Source organism: Granulibacter bethesdensis CGDNIH1 (assembly GCF_000014285.2).
Taxonomy (GTDB): Bacteria; Pseudomonadota; Alphaproteobacteria; order Acetobacterales; family Acetobacteraceae; genus Granulibacter; species Granulibacter bethesdensis.
Genome location: NC_008343.2, coordinates 1702017 through 1717737, shown reverse-complemented (window position 1 = coordinate 1717737; position 15721 = coordinate 1702017). Strand labels below are relative to the sequence as shown.

The 15721-nt window shown below is 53.3% G+C and carries 14 protein-coding genes; 4 read left to right on the top strand and 10 right to left on the bottom strand.

The features are described 5' to 3' along the window. Positions 1 to 106: 106 nt before the first annotated feature. From GBCGDNIH1_RS20175 to GBCGDNIH1_RS24810, 5 genes are all read right to left on the bottom strand, one after another. Complete coding sequence (locus GBCGDNIH1_RS20175) at positions 107 to 2959, bottom strand: NHLP bacteriocin export ABC transporter permease/ATPase subunit (RefSeq protein WP_011632230.1); 2853 nt, start codon at positions 2957 to 2959, stop codon at positions 107 to 109. A gap of 28 nt (positions 2960 to 2987) precedes the next feature. Beyond that, on the bottom strand, positions 2988 to 5198 hold the full coding sequence (locus GBCGDNIH1_RS20170; RefSeq protein ID WP_011632229.1) for an NHLP family bacteriocin export ABC transporter peptidase/permease/ATPase subunit: 2211 nt from the start codon (positions 5196 to 5198) through the stop codon (positions 2988 to 2990). A 14-nt stretch (positions 5199 to 5212) separates the two neighbouring features. Then, on the bottom strand, positions 5213 to 6541 hold the full coding sequence (locus tag GBCGDNIH1_RS20165) for an NHLP bacteriocin system secretion protein (protein ID WP_011632228.1): 1329 nt from the start codon (positions 6539 to 6541) through the stop codon (positions 5213 to 5215). A gap of 190 nt (positions 6542 to 6731) precedes the next feature. Further along, positions 6732 to 6989 (bottom strand): hypothetical protein, encoded by a 258-nt coding sequence (locus GBCGDNIH1_RS20160; RefSeq protein ID WP_025318813.1) that lies wholly within the window; start codon positions 6987 to 6989, stop codon positions 6732 to 6734. Positions 6990 to 7045: 56 nt separating this feature from the next. Beyond that, positions 7046 to 7210 carry a hypothetical protein gene (locus GBCGDNIH1_RS24810; protein WP_155760891.1) on the bottom strand — a complete coding sequence of 55 codons (165 nt, stop codon included), beginning with the start codon at positions 7208 to 7210 and terminating at the stop codon, positions 7046 to 7048. A gap of 740 nt (positions 7211 to 7950) precedes the next feature. On the opposite strand from GBCGDNIH1_RS24810, the gene GBCGDNIH1_RS24805 reads away from it, so the two are divergent. The 4 genes from GBCGDNIH1_RS24805 (at position 7951) to GBCGDNIH1_RS20135 (ending at position 10965) form a co-directional block, all read left to right on the top strand. Beyond that, positions 7951 to 8160, top strand: coding sequence for a hypothetical protein (locus GBCGDNIH1_RS24805; RefSeq protein WP_157692010.1), 210 nt, complete (start codon positions 7951 to 7953; stop codon positions 8158 to 8160). A 769-nt stretch (positions 8161 to 8929) separates the two neighbouring features. Beyond that, positions 8930 to 9367 (top strand): hypothetical protein, encoded by a 438-nt coding sequence (locus tag GBCGDNIH1_RS20145; RefSeq protein ID WP_125911017.1) that lies wholly within the window; start codon positions 8930 to 8932, stop codon positions 9365 to 9367. A 14-nt stretch (positions 9368 to 9381) separates the two neighbouring features. Beyond that, the gene (locus GBCGDNIH1_RS20140) at positions 9382 to 9882 is read left to right on the top strand and encodes an ImmA/IrrE family metallo-endopeptidase (RefSeq protein WP_011632223.1); all 501 of its coding nucleotides are present in this window, start codon (positions 9382 to 9384) and stop codon (positions 9880 to 9882) included. Between the two features lie 21 nt (positions 9883 to 9903). Next, positions 9904 to 10965 carry a beta family protein gene (locus GBCGDNIH1_RS20135; protein WP_011632222.1) on the top strand — a complete coding sequence of 354 codons (1062 nt, stop codon included), beginning with the start codon at positions 9904 to 9906 and terminating at the stop codon, positions 10963 to 10965. Between the two features lie 5 nt (positions 10966 to 10970). Here GBCGDNIH1_RS20135 and GBCGDNIH1_RS20130 read toward each other — a convergent pair whose 3' ends face one another. From GBCGDNIH1_RS20130 to GBCGDNIH1_RS20110, 5 genes are all read right to left on the bottom strand, one after another. Continuing rightward, positions 10971 to 11630 carry a sce7726 family protein gene (locus GBCGDNIH1_RS20130; RefSeq protein ID WP_025318816.1) on the bottom strand — a complete coding sequence of 220 codons (660 nt, stop codon included), beginning with the start codon at positions 11628 to 11630 and terminating at the stop codon, positions 10971 to 10973. A gap of 131 nt (positions 11631 to 11761) precedes the next feature. Continuing rightward, on the bottom strand, positions 11762 to 12961 hold the full coding sequence (locus GBCGDNIH1_RS20125; protein ID WP_011632221.1) for a GIY-YIG nuclease family protein: 1200 nt from the start codon (positions 12959 to 12961) through the stop codon (positions 11762 to 11764). Continuing rightward, on the bottom strand, positions 12954 to 14999 hold the full coding sequence (locus GBCGDNIH1_RS20120; protein WP_025318817.1) for a pseudomurein-binding repeat-containing protein: 2046 nt from the start codon (positions 14997 to 14999) through the stop codon (positions 12954 to 12956). Before GBCGDNIH1_RS20120 ends, GBCGDNIH1_RS20125 begins: the two co-directional genes overlap by 8 nt. A 123-nt stretch (positions 15000 to 15122) precedes the next feature. Continuing rightward, the gene (locus GBCGDNIH1_RS20115; RefSeq protein WP_011632219.1) at positions 15123 to 15455 is read right to left on the bottom strand and encodes a type II toxin-antitoxin system HicB family antitoxin; all 333 of its coding nucleotides are present in this window, start codon (positions 15453 to 15455) and stop codon (positions 15123 to 15125) included. Continuing rightward, positions 15452 to 15712 (bottom strand): type II toxin-antitoxin system HicA family toxin, encoded by a 261-nt coding sequence (locus GBCGDNIH1_RS20110; RefSeq protein ID WP_011632218.1) that lies wholly within the window; start codon positions 15710 to 15712, stop codon positions 15452 to 15454. The genes GBCGDNIH1_RS20115 and GBCGDNIH1_RS20110 overlap by 4 nt, the downstream gene beginning before the upstream one ends. Between the last annotated feature and the right edge of the window lie 9 nt (positions 15713 to 15721).

Sequence of the window (15721 nt, the reverse complement as noted above, 5' to 3'; positions counted from 1 at the left end):
GCATCTTATAGAAGATGCGACTGGTGACTGGAGCCAGCGATGCAGCCATACAGGTTCGGGCAGAATGCGCGGCCAGACCCATTTCTGAGCAGAAGGCCGCGTCGTTTCATGCCATCTGACGCTGGGCGAGTCCGGCGAAAACACCTCCCGCTGCAATCAGTGACTGGTAATTGCCCTGCTCAACCAGACGGCCATCCGCGAAGACAAGGATTACATCCGCTTCCTTGATCGTGCTCAGCCTGTGCGCAATCACGACACGTGTGATCCGGAGGGTGGACAGCGTGTTCATGACATGGGCCTGGGTTATATTGTCCAGCGCGCTGGTTGCCTCATCGAGCATCATGATCCGTGGATGACGCGCTATGGCACGGGCCAGCAGAAGACGCTGCTTCTGCCCGCCGGATAATGTCTGGCCGCTGTCATCTACATAGGTATGAAGTCCCATCGGCATGGCATCGATATCATCTGCCAGTCCGGCAAGGCTGGCGGCCTCCCATGCTTCTTCATGACTCATCGGCACCGCACCGGCTATATTATTATAAATACTGCCGGTTTCAATTCTGCTTTGCTGCAACACAACACCAAGCTGCCGCCGGACGGCGCCTGTATCCAGATCTTTCAGATCATACCCATCGAACAGAACGGAACCGCTGCCCGGCTGATCGAAACCCAGCAGCAGACGCATGAGAGTGGATTTTCCCGAGCCGGACGGGCCGACAATCGCAACAAAAGTCCCCGCCTTGATCTTGAGCGATATATCTCTCAGCGCAACCATCCCGTTGGGATAGGTAAAGGTCACATGATCCAGTGCGATATCACCGTGCAACTGGCCGGGCTGCACACGCCCGCCGGCGTTTTCCTGCGGCTCTGCCAGGATCGGCAAGCTTCTTTCCCATAGCGGGACCACCGACATGATCGAGGAGATGATGCCAACCAGAGACAGCACAGCAGAAACAAACTGCCCTGAAATGCCGGAATACGTGACATAATCACCAAATGACATCTTGGCGGCACCAAAGCCGACCAGAGCAATCAGCGCCGCCATGACCAGAATGTTCCAGCCGACGCCAAAAGCCGCCAGCCCATTGCCGACCATATCCACCCGATAATGAATGGCCTGATCCCGGGCGAAAAGCTTCATCCAGCGTGCCAGAAAACGGTTTTCTGCCGCGGCGACACGTAATTTCGATATGCCCTGAAAAATCTGCACCGTTAACGTCTGCATGGCGCCCCTGTTCGCCAGAGCCTGACGTTGCATGGTCGTATTGAACATCGCCGAGAATAAAAGAAGCCCTATCTCGACAAGGCAGATCACGATCGTCAGCAGAATAGGCGCCATGCCATAGCTGAAAAGAACAGCAAGATTAAAAACCGAGAAAATAACACTGATCAGAATGGTAATCGTGGAAATACCGATCGTGCGGTGGATTTCATTGATCGCATCCGCACGCATGGAAAGATCACCGGCACCGAAACGCTGGAAAAAGCTTGCAGGCAGCCGCAGCAGATGATTCCATAATGCCATATCCATGGACGAGCTGAGCACCGTTTCCATTCTGAGCACGGCAAGGCTGCGCACAAGCTCGAAACTGACCATCCCCAACGAGACCCCCAGCATTGCCAGAACAAGCTGAAGAACCTCACTTTTTACCCCTTCCGGGATAACCTGCTGCACCAGCATGCCCGATAAAAACGGAGAAGCCATTCCCATCAGGCTGACCAGAAGGCTGATGATTCCTACCAATATCAGTTCGCGTCTGGCCAGACTGAGGACAAAGCGGATGATGGCATAAAGTGGTTTTTTATCTTTGAGACCAAAGGGCCTATAGACCACGTATCCATAAGAAAGAACCGTGGCAGCCATTTCGGCCGTCACGGTCTGCCATTTTTTCTGTTCCTGATCAGCATGCACGGAAGTCCATTTTTTTCTGCCTGCTATCAGCGCAACAGGCTGACCATCCTGAAAATATCCGATCATGTTTTCGCCGGGATGGCGCCACCAGTCGGGACGAAGCCGAATACGGCGTATGCTCAACCCGCAATAAGCCGCCAGTGCCTTCAGGATACCTTCTTCGTCAAATCCTGTTATCTTCTCGACGACCCGGCCGAACTCCGGTGGCAAGGCAACACCCATATCCTCCGCAACGGCCTTCAAAGCCACGGCAAGCGGCAGATCTGTCTCCGCTACCACCGGTACGGGCCGCTTCCCGGGCGTCAGAGCGGCCAATCCTTCAGAAACCACTCTGGCATCCTCATCCGCGGAGACCGACAGGCGGCGGATAAAGAAATCCTGATTTTCCTGATCCTGCCGGGTCAGACAGGCCAGCAGCGCCTGATGGAATATCTCCAGCAATGCAAGCAGATGTCCGTGCACCGCCATCGTCAGACTGTTACTGAAAACGATCAGGCTGTCTTTTTCAGTCACGAACGGCAGCAGGCTCAAACACGGCAAGGCTGCGTTATGCGGGGACTCCAGAGACTGCAATGCCGTTGCAATGGCACCGTCCCTGACCTGGCACCACAGCACCCTGTCCGCTGGGGGCGCAAAAACAGACCCGAACGGAACAAGATGCTCTCCGGCAGGCATATCAGCGTTCAGACCAGCGGAATCCGGCTGCCACGGTTCCGCATCCCCGAAATCATGATTTGAGAGATCCGGTAAACCACCCAGAAGGCGATATAGCCATGTATCGACGGCCTCCGCCAATATTCCGGGCTGCATGGCCAAAATGTCCGACGCTTTCTTTTCAGCCGATGTGCCGGTATCCAGTAATATAACCAAACGTATCCCGGCTGATGAAAGACCGAATACAACGTCCCCGTCCTGTAACCGGCCGATAAAGCGTCTGGTTCCGGCCTGATGGGAAGCCTCCCAGAACAGGGCGGCCTCCCCTCCCTGTATCATGTACGCATGATGTTCAGCACAAATAACCTGCTGCTTGACTTCAAAACGAACCATCGTGGGACTGCCGGTTTAAAATGAAATGCTATTCGACACGGATAAGCTCTGCATACGGCCCATCCACCGCCATCAGCGCTTCATGCCTGCCGCGCTGAACAACCTGCCCATGATCCAGAACAATAATCTCGTCACAGTCGCGAATGGTGCTGAGCCTGTGTGATACCATCAGGATTGTGATACCTCTGCGGCGGAGATTGTCCAGAACCGATAATTCGGTCGCGGTATCCAGCGCAGATGTCGCCTCATCCAGAATCAGAATAGCCGGATTGGTCGCCAGCGCCCGTGCCAGTTCAAAACGCTGTCGCTGCCCACCTGAAAAATTCGCGCCATCCTCGGCAATAACCGCTTCGTACTGCCCTTTCCGCCGACCGATATCATCGTGGATACAGGCATCCTTGGCAGCACCCACAATCGCCTCGTCATTCAGGGAGGGATCCCACAATGCGATATTCTCCCGCACTGTGCCTTCAAACAGAACGACATTCTGTTCAACAAAACTGACGGAGCCAGCGATAACGCGTCGTGGAATGTCAGCGGCATCGACCCCATCGAACATGACACGACCATCGGATGGCGACAGAAGACCGGCCAGAATCCTGGAGATGGTTGATTTCCCGCTGCCTGATGCGCCCACCAGCGCAACCCATGATCCCGATGGCATATCCAGATTGAAATCGGATATCAGAGGCCGATCGGCACTGTAGGAAAAGCTGATGCCATGCAGCGTGATCCGGCCGGACAACCTTCCATGTTCACTCAGCCAGCTACTGTTGCCTTCGATTTTTTCAACAATGGCCGGGGCATGACGCATGGTATCCTGCACACGATCAAGATCACCACGCAATTCCTGCAGGCCGCCAATGGCTCCGACCAATGTCTGAACCGGCGTATGAAAGGCTTGCAGAACCGAAAGAAACGCAATCAGCGTCCCGATCGTCATATCGCCGCCCATAACCTTGGCGGCTCCCCATCCGAGCAGCCCGGCATAAGAAAGGCTTTTGATGACCTGCGGCACAAGCGTCATATAGACCGTCAGACGCTCGAGGCTCAGCATCATATTGAGAAGTTGAGCCTGTGCACCGGCAATTTTCGCAAAAAAATCGCTTTCGGACCCGGATGCCTTGATGGTTTCGATAGACTGGATACCCCCCAGGGCAACAGTCGTATAGCGTGCGCGCTGAAGTGTTGCGCGCCGCACGCCATCCACACGCATCACCGTCACAAGATAGAGTGCGACAAGATCGACAGCCGACAGCAGGAAACATCCGAGTGCCATCGGCACATCGTACAGCATCATGATCAGGGCGCTGGTAATGGCACCCATGATGCTGAAAACGGCTGAGGAAATGGTCACGACAGCACTGTGTGACAAATGCTGTGCCGCATCCACCCGACAGGCGATATCGCCTGTATGACGCTGCACAAAAAAATTGACCGGCAGACGCAGCAGATGCCCCATGAGCTGAATGGCCGATTCCGTGCCCATCTGCCGCTGGAGTTTGGTCAGAACCATCCCATGCAGCCATGACAGCACCGAAGACATCAGCGCCGACACCAGCAGCGCCAGCAAAAGTGGCCTCAACCATGAGGTCGCATGTTGAACCAGCACATTATCGGCAAATATCTTGCCTGCCGCGGGCAGAAAAATCGGTGGCAGCAGATTGCAGACCGCGATGATCGCCAGAAAACCGAGTGCTGCCCTGGTTCTTCTGCCACGCGGCAGCAATGCCCGTAACAGGCTGACGCGCATGCCACCGGGTTTAAACGCTTCCGTCGGTTCGAATGTGAGCAGAACACCCGTGAAGGCGGCATCAAAACTCTCAGCATCGATCGAACGCCGTCCAAAGGCCGGATCGTTGATGATGACGCTGTTTTTTTTGACCCCTTCAACGACGACGAAGTGATTTAGCTCCCAGAAAGCGATCGCAGGCAGACGGTGCTGGGCCAGGGCCTCCGGCTCCACACGCCATCCTGACGCTTTCAGCCCGAGACGGCGCGCACCACGCAATATAGAAGCTGCTGACGTGCCATCCTTGGAGACATGGCAGACTTCCCTCAACGTCTCCAAAGGTATCCATAAACCATAATAGGCCAGGATCATCCCCAGAGAAGCCGCTCCGCATTCGGCGGCCTCCATCTGCAGAATGGTCGGCACGCGACGATGACGCGTCGGACGAAGCCGGGGCGGCATTGCCTGGTCTGCTTCGGCATTCACATTGCTGGAATCGGTGTTCATCTGGTCCAGCCTTTTTACAAGCCGGTCCAGCGACGCAAGGCAGGAATCACCAGGGAAATAGGAGGTGCCTGACGAACCGTGACATCAGCGACCACCATCTGGCCACTGCTCAGTGAAATGGTCGTACCCCGTGTCGATGTCCAGGTATAAGGATTGTGCCGCACATCATCCTCATCCTCATCATCGTCAGGAACGGGTTCAGACGGAGCCAGCTCCAGCGTGGCCCTGACCTCAAAAGGCGTTCCATCCTTTGCCATCATGCGGGCGAGTTCAGGATTGCCTAGATGCTCGCTGATTTCAGCCTGCCCTTCGGGATGAGGAGAAATGGAGACAACTTTTCCGATCAGCATCCCATACTCCTCGCGGGGGGCCGTCGTTGGAGAAATTCTGACCTGCATGCCAGGCTCGATACGTTTTCCCAGATCACCCGGGACAAAAAACAGCACTTCCAGTTTGCTTTCGCCCGTTTCCAGCGTGATGATCCGCTGTCCCGCAGCGACCAGAGCATTTTTCGTCACCGGCACCAGTGCCACCAGCCCAGCCTGGGGAGCGCGGATTTCATCCGCCAGCTTCCGGGCCAGCTTGGCCTGTTCCAACTGCCCTTGCAGCTCAAGAAGCTGCCGGTGGATAGACTCCAGTTCCAGATCCCGCTGTCCTTCCAGCGACAAAAGAACACTGTCCAGAGACGCAAGATCGGCTCTGGTATGGGACAGTGCCTCCCGCGATGCGAAAAGACGCTCTCTGGCCTCATGAACACGGTCTATCGTGCCGGCGCCGTTGTTGAACAGATATTCCCGGTTTGAAAGGGTGACGGCTGCCTCTGCGATACGGCGCTCTGTCAACCCCGCGGATTCCTGAAGCTCATCCCGCCTGCGTTGCTGCGCGCGTGTTTCCACAGCAATTCTCTGGATATAACGCTTTGATATGGAGGCCTGCTGGGTTTCTATCTGGGCAATGCGGCTCTGCATATCCTGTATCCGGGCATCTTCCTCCGGCGTCGCAAGGGATGCGACCAGATCATGCGCCTTGACCTTGCGCCCCTGCGCAACGACCTCATCAATCCATCCGGCTTTCGGTGCGTTGATGCCGATGAACATACCATCGGTGCGCACAAGAATACCGCGCCCCTGCACGGTTTCCCGGTATCGCGAGATGCAGGACCACAGGATGATCGAGATACAGAAGGCCAGGCAGAGCAATCCCACCAACCAATCGACCGGCCCCACGACCCGCAAAGGAACCTGAAAATCTTCAGGTTTGTCGAGCTGCTTCAGAGATTGCTGACGGAACAGCCCCCTGCGACGATTGCGGACAGGCCGGGAAGAAGATTGGCTTGCCACCATAAAATACCTAATTCCTTAAAGAAATGAATGATGCCAATCCACACGATTTTTAGCAAAAAACTGTCTGAAATACACAAGCACGGCATGCAACGCTGCATGCCGTGCTCGTTTCAAATAACATGACCGATTAAACGAACCCTTCAACCAGTATCATGTCATCCACAAAAATTACGACCACCTAATGATGATCTTATCTTTTTTTCGTAACTTCATATTCTTTCTGGCCATCATGGCGATAGACCTTGAGGATATTACCAGAATTGTCTCTCACAACGCGCTGGTTGCTTGCCTCACGCGAAGCGGAAAAATTTCCCGCATTCCCGCTGGCTTTCTGCTCAACCCACTGCATTTTTCCACCGTCGCCCCTTTGCCAGGAACCACCACCGTTAACGCCCTCCAGATCCGCATCGGAAATGGCGTCGTTGTTCTGGTTCAGTTTGTCAGTCATGGTCTATGCTTTCCTGAATTTAAAAATAGATGACACACTCTTAAGCGGTAAAAACGTTATGAATTTTTACCGGCTACCTTCTCAGCAGCAACCTCGATCCCGGCCTTGGCAATCGTCTTGGTTGCTTTTTTTGTAACAGCGGTTCTAAATCCACCGCCATTGGCGGCTTCCAGTTCCTCTTCGGAAATGGCTTCGTTATTCTGCTTCAGTGCCTCAGGCATTGCGTCCACTTTCCTGAAGTTTACAGATACAAGACAAAACCATCCTCTTATCAAATTCAGTGTATGACTGGATGACCAACCATCCTTTTGCCATGGCGGTATAGTGCCTCCGATTCTCATTTTTGAGAAGTGACAAATTTTTAAACGAATTTTATATTAATTTTGGAAAATATTATAAATGAATACAAATTTTAAAAAATAAAAAATATTTTTTTTGGTTTTTAAAATAAAATAAATGAAATAACTTTCTATAAAACGATAGAATACAACGGATAAGATATTTTTATTTTTATTTAAAAAAACAAAATCAATTTTTATTACAATATTATGGGATGTCGGAGTTTTTTTTATGTATACTACACTATTCATTGCGGAGCCATTACAATAACAATTTTATGTCAGGCATCTATTACGGCCGCGTTATCTCATCGCCTGCCACACAGGCATCATTAACGCAAAAGCGTCAGAAATACGCGTATGGGGTTTTCAAAAACAGTTTGGGATATGTCCGGATTTCATTACCATTTGTACATGCGCGCCGGCCCGCCGTATGTCACGGGCAATCCTGCATTGTAGAATCCCACTTTCAGCCATATGTCAGACTGGTACTGGGCTTTATGCTGTCTCGGCAGCCAAAAACGAAATTAGTATCATACCCCAGCTGGCTGTGCAGGCGCACAGGATCAGCCATCACCGCCTCGACCTTGTGGATGGTCGGGGGCGGGGGCAGCAGGCGGTTGGTGCGGCGTATTCTGCCTCGGTTGCGGCTGGCGCCGATCACTGATTCGGCATCCTGTGCGGCGGCTATGGCAGCAGGCGTGGAGTATCTGCAAAAGCAAGTCGCCCCGGCGGTGCTGGCGTCGGCTGTGGAAGTCGGTCTTGGCCAACTGCTGGCGCATGATCCGTCGGTGACTGTCGGTGCGGCTGCGACTGCCGCCGCGGCCCACTGACCGCCATCACCAATCTGGACGAAAGAGACCGGGGCATGTCCCCGGCTTTTTTTGTGCGCGCAGGATGGTGATTTCGTGAATCAACGAATCGGCGTTAGAAATTAGTCCCGATTTTTGTCTCAAAGGGATAATTCTGGTCCCGGATTAGTCCCGGGATTGCCCGGGTAGATAAAGTTTATCTACGTATCTTATGGTTTGATAAAGCGGCATTTTATCGAGAGATTACAAGACTTTTGGTACTTTATGGCATCATCTGGAAGATGCGACTGGCGGAGAGGGTGTCCGAATGCATTTTTATTTTTTATCATATATTTCAATATATTATATTTTATAAAAAGATTTTATCCCACATAAATTACCACAAAATGTCGATTGACATCCCGTGACCCCGTCCCAATGCAGAAGCGAGCGAGAGTTAGCGGCAGAAGAATTTGGAACATATGGCCATCCAGAATCGGCCCATACCGTAGGGGACATTTAAAGGCTCACCGTCGCAGCTACCCATCCAAGAAGCGCATCCAGTTGGTGAGAAAGCAGGCAGCGTACTGTGGGGAAACAGCCATTAAGATGCATAACAACAAACCTTACTAAATTTGCCCGCCAAAATCGTTCTTGATATGTTCTGTCCGCTCGATTATAGGTTATGTTTTGTGGCTTTGGCCGCGCGTCTGTTCCAAGGGAACCCGCCACAAGGTACCCGTTTCTGCAAATCGTGAATTGAGTTATGGGGAGGGTATGTGGCTTTGGGTATGGCATCGGGAAGGGTAAGATGATCAAGACTTTCCTGTCGACGCTTTTGGGCGCGGTTCTGGGGGGCGCTGGCGTCGAACTAATTCAACGTGTGTACTTTACCCACAGTTCGTTAGATATGAGCTACTCGGACCTTGCCGCCACAATTCTCGGGGCTACCGCAGTAATACTGGCTGTTTTGGGGTTCTTTATTGCTGTTGCTGCTCTTTTGGGGTGGGCTGAGTTTAGAGGTTTAACAAAGAAGGCCGCCGAAACAGCCGCCAGAGACCGTATTGACGAAAGACTTGATGACGGAGACATCCGCGCTCATTTCGAAGAACTGACAGATAAGTTCTTGAAGTCGAAATTTGAATCTAAATCATTCCGAGAACTTGTTCTTAAACGAGTCGACAATGTGGTTTTCGCTCGAAAAGACTTCCGGCGAGATGACGAGGGTGACGAAAATGAAGAGAGCTAAGGAGGATGTGACTTATGCCGAGTAGAGAATGGCTGTCACTCCCGAGGGAAATCAGGGAAGCAATCGAAGCCCACCAGTTTGAGGCGCCGGTTAAGATTGGTGCCGTCGCGCGTGAAATGGAGCTTGAAATGAAGTCGGCGACTCTCGCGCCGGGTATTTCTGGCGAAATTAGGCCGAATGGAGTGCAGCAGGGGCGATTCGTTGTCCGCATTAATAGGCATGATCCGTCTCGCAGACAGAGGTTTACCGCTGCCCACGAGCTTGCTCATTATCTGCTTCACCGCGATCATATCGGGTCAGGAATAGAAGATGATGTTTTGTATCGCTCTTCTCTTTCAGATAGAAGAGAGGCCGAGGCCAATCGACTGGCGGCGGATATTCTGATGCCAGAGGAACTTGTGCAAGAGATGTTGGAAACTGCTCGAACCCTAAAAATCGAAAATCCCGTTGAGTATCTTGCCGATCAATTTGAAGTATCCGAAGCAGCCATGAAGATTAGGCTCGGTATTTCCTAAAATGGGACAGAGGAGTTAACGGTGAGGGCGTTAGACGAAGTCAATTATATTCCTCTTTTGTCGCTTCGCCCTGCTGAAATGCAGGCTCTGGAAGAACTCCCCGAACGTGACAAAGATTTGTTGTTGCCGTTCTTTCAGTTGGGCCCGTGGACAACTGCTCATCATCTGAGTAGCGCGTTAACTCGTATGGAAGAGAGTTATGGCGATAGGCCGTGCTTTGTAACTCTTGCGGAACCTGACCAAAACGGTGGAGATCGTCCTGTACATCAGCAGCTTGCAGCATTACGAAACCCTGAAAATGGATATGACGCTTGGTGTAAATTCATCGAGAATCAGAGCAATTTTATCCCTGCCGTTCAGCTTCATACTCCTACTCAGCTTAACACTCAGGTTTCACGTTTGCACTCGTTGGGGCGAGGGTTGATAGTATCTGTTGAGCAAGCAGGCTTTGCCGGTTTAACGGCCTTGGCTCAAATTATAGGAACATTAACCGACGCTGGAAGCGGCGTCGTGTTCCTGCTTGATTTCGGAAAAATTCGTGATGCCAACGCTGTTGAAGGTCGCGCTTTGGATTTGTCACAGCAAGTTCTGCAAGTGGCTCCCCAAAGCTTCATTTCTATATCTGCATCATCTTTTCCGGACAGTTTTGGGACTTGTACCGGCCAAGAGATTTACGAACGGGTAGCATTTAACAATGCTGCATCAAAAGCTGGTACGCGCCTCATCTATAGCGACCGTGGAAGCGCACGAGCAGAAAGGCAATTAGGGGGAGGAGGTCCCCCTATACCCCGCATTGACTACCCACTTAGAGGTGAATGGAAGTTTTTTCGATCAGAAGATGGCGAAGATCGGATAGCCGCTTACATAGAGCAAGCTCAGGATGTAATCCGTTCATCGGATTGGGATGCCGATCTACGAATTTGGGGAACTCAAATGATTGAGCGTACAGCTCTTGGGGATCATTCTGCAATCGTTTCTCCAAAAAGATCAACTGCGGCTAGAATAAACATTCATCTTCACCGGCAGCTCTTTTACGGCAACCCCGACGCCATGTATGATACTGACGATGAGTGGTCTGATTAAGGGCGCTAGACTGTCGTAGGTGTCAAGCCCATAATCTCGCTTGTCCATTGCGTCCAGCGCTGTTCATTCTGCTTCTTTAAAAAGAGCGCAGCTTCCCTCTGTGGACGATATTTACTAAGGAGATGGAGATCGAGCACCTTAATTCTTCTTCGTTTTCCGACGACATTCCAAAACAATTCACTCGTTTCACAATATCTCTTAGAAAAAGCCAGCTCAAATGCCCGACGTTCCTGCATTGGCGTTTCATCAACGCAAAGTCGCTCTCGTTCGTTTTTGGTTAAGAGCTTAAGAAGGGCTTCGCCAGAGGCTTGTTTACTGTCAGTTTGTTGGCTAATTGGTGTAATATGTGATGACTGACCTACAGCGTAAACTTCGACGCCTTGGTAGTCATTCAAGTTTATATTCTTGACGTGATTAGTTGCAACAAACATCATGACTTGATCAAAATACTCTTTGTAGGAGTTGATCTGAGTTTCCAAGCGTCGAAGACTATCAGCGGGACTTTTTATTTCGATGCCAATGAATCTTTGCTCAAGTATAGCAAGGTCAGCCCGAACGCTGGCCTTCCGTAAGGCGAATTCATTTGCGATGGCACAGCCGCGTTTTATCCTGCCCTGAAGCAAGAGGTAATTGAGTACCGCAGCTTTGATGTCATTCTCGTCCAACGCTAATCCGTCGCCTATATCCGAGCAGCTTTATGAATCACCACAATTCTGTAGGCAAGTAATCTTTTGGTTGTGAAGAGACCGGCTGTTTAACTGTCCGCACAGGACTGTCGTGCGGGTGTGCTACAGAACTACTGGCCTAGTTTCATCATGCTAGCAGTTTTCACGTCATAGGTCATGTGGGCAATCGAGCCATCTCGGATACATTGCACAGCTTTATCAATCACATGTAGTGGAACAAGAAACCACTCCCTTGGCCGGACAAGATGCCCAAAGCGATCTTGAAGGGTGAGATCAAGCTGGGCTGGGGCAAAAATTCTGTGAAATATACCCTCCAGCTTGGTCCGATTTATATCGGCCAGTTTGTAGGTCGCGACAACTTCAACATCCGCCAGCAGGTAAGTGGCATCATGCGCGGCGTTCGCTATGCGCGTCTCCACCTTGCCACCAGTCACGCCGATTTTGTGAATTAGTTCACGATGCTCTGAGACAAACGGGTGTGTCGAATGGCTCCGCAGCACATAGATAGTGCCGCTTTCAATATCATCTGGCTCCCATTGGTCGCCAAACAGCGGCCCAAGGGCAGGATCGGTGATCCGCCGCCCGCCTTCGTCTTTATACAAGGCACGCTGGAATGACCTTAAAAGCAGATCGCTTTCCGTCCCATTGTCATAGATAACCCGCAGCCGCCGGTCTGGCCGGCCATATTCTGCGACGAACTCCTCCCCCACATCAGCCACATAAGCAAACTGGCCGCCCAGGATGAAAAACTCCCCCTTCTTGATCTCGGCGTTTTCACCAAACCGCCGGGTCTCACGCGTGCCGGTATTAAGATCGGCCCGTACCTCGGCAAACAGCGGCTGGAAGATGCTGAAATCGGCGCAAACGGTCCGATTGGCTACCACTTCGGCGGCGCGCTTATCTGCCACGGACCGGACGTGCTTCAGATTAGTGATGTCATCCGGTGTGGCCGCACCCATGCCGAGCTGTGCCAGAAGCTCATCATCGTCCAACTCGTCAGGCTCCACGGCCTTTTTATTCACCTGGCCTTTGAGCAGTCCCTGGTGGTCCAAGGGTTCCAAAATCGCACGGCACTCCGCCTGTTCATGAAGCCGATCAAGCCGCACGGCATATAAGCGCTCAAAAATCTCCCGCTCTTCGCCATGTTGCGGCGGCAGGCCATGTTCATCGAAAAAGCGCTGGATTTCCTCAAACCCGGCAATGATGCGCTCTTCCTTTGGCGTTCGACTACCGTGGTGGGGAGCCTCAACCTCAACACCAAGCTCATCGAGAAGCGCGTCATCGTCCTCGGTGAATTTAGCCTTAGCCACGGGCTGCCTCCGCTTTCATGCGAGCAAGGAAGGCCACCCCCTCGGCCATCCGCTTTTCCCAAGCATCCGGTGAGGTAATGGAGGGCAACCGCCCGCGCTCTTGTTTGAATTGCAGCGCGCGTTTGGCCAAATCACGGGCATCCTCGGGCGTCAGGCTAACCCGCTTGCCCGCGATGACCGCCGCAACCTGTTTCAGGCTCTCCTCGTCCATGGTCTTGGCAAGGATCGCAATAGCCTCGCCAAACGGGTTGATCCGGTCGATCAGGTCGATATCCAAGTCCTGCACACTCATCACGTAGCGCCGCACGCCATCAACAAAGGCCGTATTCGGGCTGGGCGTGCCGTCATCGTCACCCGTCGCCTTCTTCTTGCCGGCCTGGGTCAGGTTCAATGCCGCGATGGCGTGTTGGCGAACGGCTTCCTGGTCGCCATCATCAAGCTCGGGATATCTCTCCTTGATGATCTTGCCCATGCGCACCTGGGTCAGCTCTTCCGGCACCAGTTCCTCATCAAACAGCCCCCGCTCAACCGTGCGCTTATCCTGTACAAAAGCGGCGACAACTTCGTTCAAATCTTGCCGGCAAATGCGGGTGGCCTCGGGGCTTTTTGGCGTTGCCAAGCCATTGATCTCGATCTCGAACTTGCCCGTGGCCTCACTGAATCCGACATTGCACTTCGCCGGATCATATCCTCCCTCGCCATAATCAAGCCCCGGCGTTGGTCCGCTATTCGGGTTTTTCGGCTTGAACTCGAACCGGGGCGCCAAAACCTGCTCCATCAGCAGGCTGGCGGCGATGGCTTTCAGCGTGTCATTCACGGCTTCGGTCACAGCGGCATCAGACGCATCGGGGGCAGCAATCAGGTTGCTGAACCGGGCGCGGGTCTTGCCCGGCGCATCGCGGGTGGCGCGGCCGATAATCTGCACGATCTCGGTCAAGCTGGAGCGGTAGCCGACGGTCAGCGCATGTTCACACCAAATCCAGTCAAACCCTTCCTTCGCCATGCCAAGCGCGATGATGATATCCACATGGTCCCGGTTATTCTTCTGGCTGGCATCCTTAAGCGCGGCGGCAACCCGGTCGCGTTTAGTGATGTCATCATCCACCAAATCGGCAATCCGCAGCACACGGCCATCCGAGCGTTTCACCAGCTGAAAGCCGGTAACCTGGTCGATCCCCTGCCACTCCCCCAGCGCCTCGATGATATGCTCGACCTCCCTGATCTTATCCTTCGTGCTTTCGCGCGAATTCACGCTTGGGATATGGATGATCGTCTTCTCATCCGGGTCCAGCACCTTCAAAATATCGTCGGCATAGGCGCCGCTATAGAAGAAATACCCAATGTCGAGCTGCTTCAGATATTGGTAGCCGTTGAGCTGCTCATAATAGGTATAGGTAACGGTATCGAACTTGGCCTCATCCTCCGGCATCAGCACGGCCACGGCATCGCCACGGAAATAAGAGCCGGTCATCGCCACAATATGCGCGCTCCCCCGGGCGATGAACTGGCCCAAATGGGTGCCCAGCTTATTATCCGGGTTCGCTGAGACATGGTGGAACTCATCCACCGCGATCAGCCGGTTATCGAACGCCGCCACCCCAAACCTGTCCACGGCAAAGCGGAAGGTCGCATGGGTGCAAACCAGCACCTTGTCCGGACTATCCAGAAAAGCCTGAACCGAATTGACCTTGCCCCCGTTATCCCCGCCTGGCGCGTTGCAGAGGTTCCATTTTGGCGCCACCACCCAATCGGCCCAGAACCCATACTGGCTCAGGGGCTCATCATTGAAGCTGGCGCCAATGGAGCGCTCCGGCACCACGATGATCGCTTGGCGTAACCCCTGATTCTGGAGTTTATCCAGGGCAATGAACATCAGCGCCCGGCTTTTGCCCGAGGCCGGGGGCGATTTGATCAGCAGATATTGCTCACCCCGCTTTTCATAGCCGCGCTCCTGCATCGGGCGCATGCCCAGCTCATTGGCCTTGGTCGAGTTTCCGCTCCGGGCATAGGAGACCGAAACGGAGGGAATCGCGCTCATGCCAGCGCTCCAATCAAAACCCAATCAAGAAAAACAGCGGCGCCGAAAGCAGAATAACTCATTGATATATCTTCAAATCTCATTTTTCGTCCCTGCGCCCTGCCTGCTAAAATCAAAACCCGATCAAGAACTCAGCTCATGGGTCAGCGCCTCGCGCACCAGCTCATTCAGGCTTACCCCGCGCGCTGCCGCTACCTGCACGGCCTCGGCGTGCAGCTCGCCCGGAATACGCACATTGAACTTGCCGCTGAACGCGCGGTAAGGCGCAATGCCGCGCTCACGGCAGGTGTCCAGAAACACTTGCAGCGAGACGCGCCCCTCGCGCTTCAGCCCTTCCACGCTATCGGCGTAAAAATCCCCGCCGCCGGTCAGCCCCACAAACTCGCCCCGGAACATGCCGATCTCGGGGTCGAACTGCACAACGGCCTTGTGGCCATCAATCTCCAACATATTCATGGCTTCACCCCATGGTTTTCCAGCCAGCGGCGAACCGCCGCCACGGCACCCTTGTCAGTCTCCGGCGAGGGGTGCGGGCGGTGGAACACCTGCACCTCGCCAAACAGCACCACGGCCACGCGCGAGCCTTCCCGCTCCAGAATTTCCGCACCCAGCGCCACGAACAGGGCCTCAATCTCGGCCCAGCGGATGGTGCCTGAAACGGGGCGGCGGAAGATCGCCTCAAGCGTCTTGGCGTGCCGTTTTTGCATCAGCATTTAGTACCA

Bases quoted from the DNA above. Each gene is read 5' to 3' on its own strand.
- GBCGDNIH1_RS20175 (WP_011632230.1), bottom strand. From the start codon at position 2,959: ATGGTTCGTTTTGAAGTCAAGCAGCAGGTTATTTGTGCTGAACATCAT.
- GBCGDNIH1_RS20170 (WP_011632229.1), bottom strand. From the start codon at position 5,198: ATGAACACCGATTCCAGCAATGTGAATGCCGAAGCAGACCAGGCAATG.
- GBCGDNIH1_RS20165 (WP_011632228.1), bottom strand. From the start codon at position 6,541: ATGGTGGCAAGCCAATCTTCTTCCCGGCCTGTCCGCAATCGTCGCAGG.
- GBCGDNIH1_RS20160 (WP_025318813.1), bottom strand. From the start codon at position 6,989: ATGACTGACAAACTGAACCAGAACAACGACGCCATTTCCGATGCGGAT.
- GBCGDNIH1_RS24810 (WP_155760891.1), bottom strand. From the start codon at position 7,210: ATGCCTGAGGCACTGAAGCAGAATAACGAAGCCATTTCCGAAGAGGAA.
- GBCGDNIH1_RS20145 (WP_125911017.1), top strand. From the start codon at position 8,930: ATGATCAAGACTTTCCTGTCGACGCTTTTGGGCGCGGTTCTGGGGGGC.
- GBCGDNIH1_RS20140 (WP_011632223.1), top strand. From the start codon at position 9,382: ATGCCGAGTAGAGAATGGCTGTCACTCCCGAGGGAAATCAGGGAAGCA.
- GBCGDNIH1_RS20120 (WP_025318817.1), bottom strand. From the start codon at position 14,999: ATGAGCGCGATTCCCTCCGTTTCGGTCTCCTATGCCCGGAGCGGAAAC.
- GBCGDNIH1_RS20115 (WP_011632219.1), bottom strand. From the start codon at position 15,455: ATGAATATGTTGGAGATTGATGGCCACAAGGCCGTTGTGCAGTTCGAC.
- GBCGDNIH1_RS20110 (WP_011632218.1), bottom strand. From the start codon at position 15,712: ATGCTGATGCAAAAACGGCACGCCAAGACGCTTGAGGCGATCTTCCGC.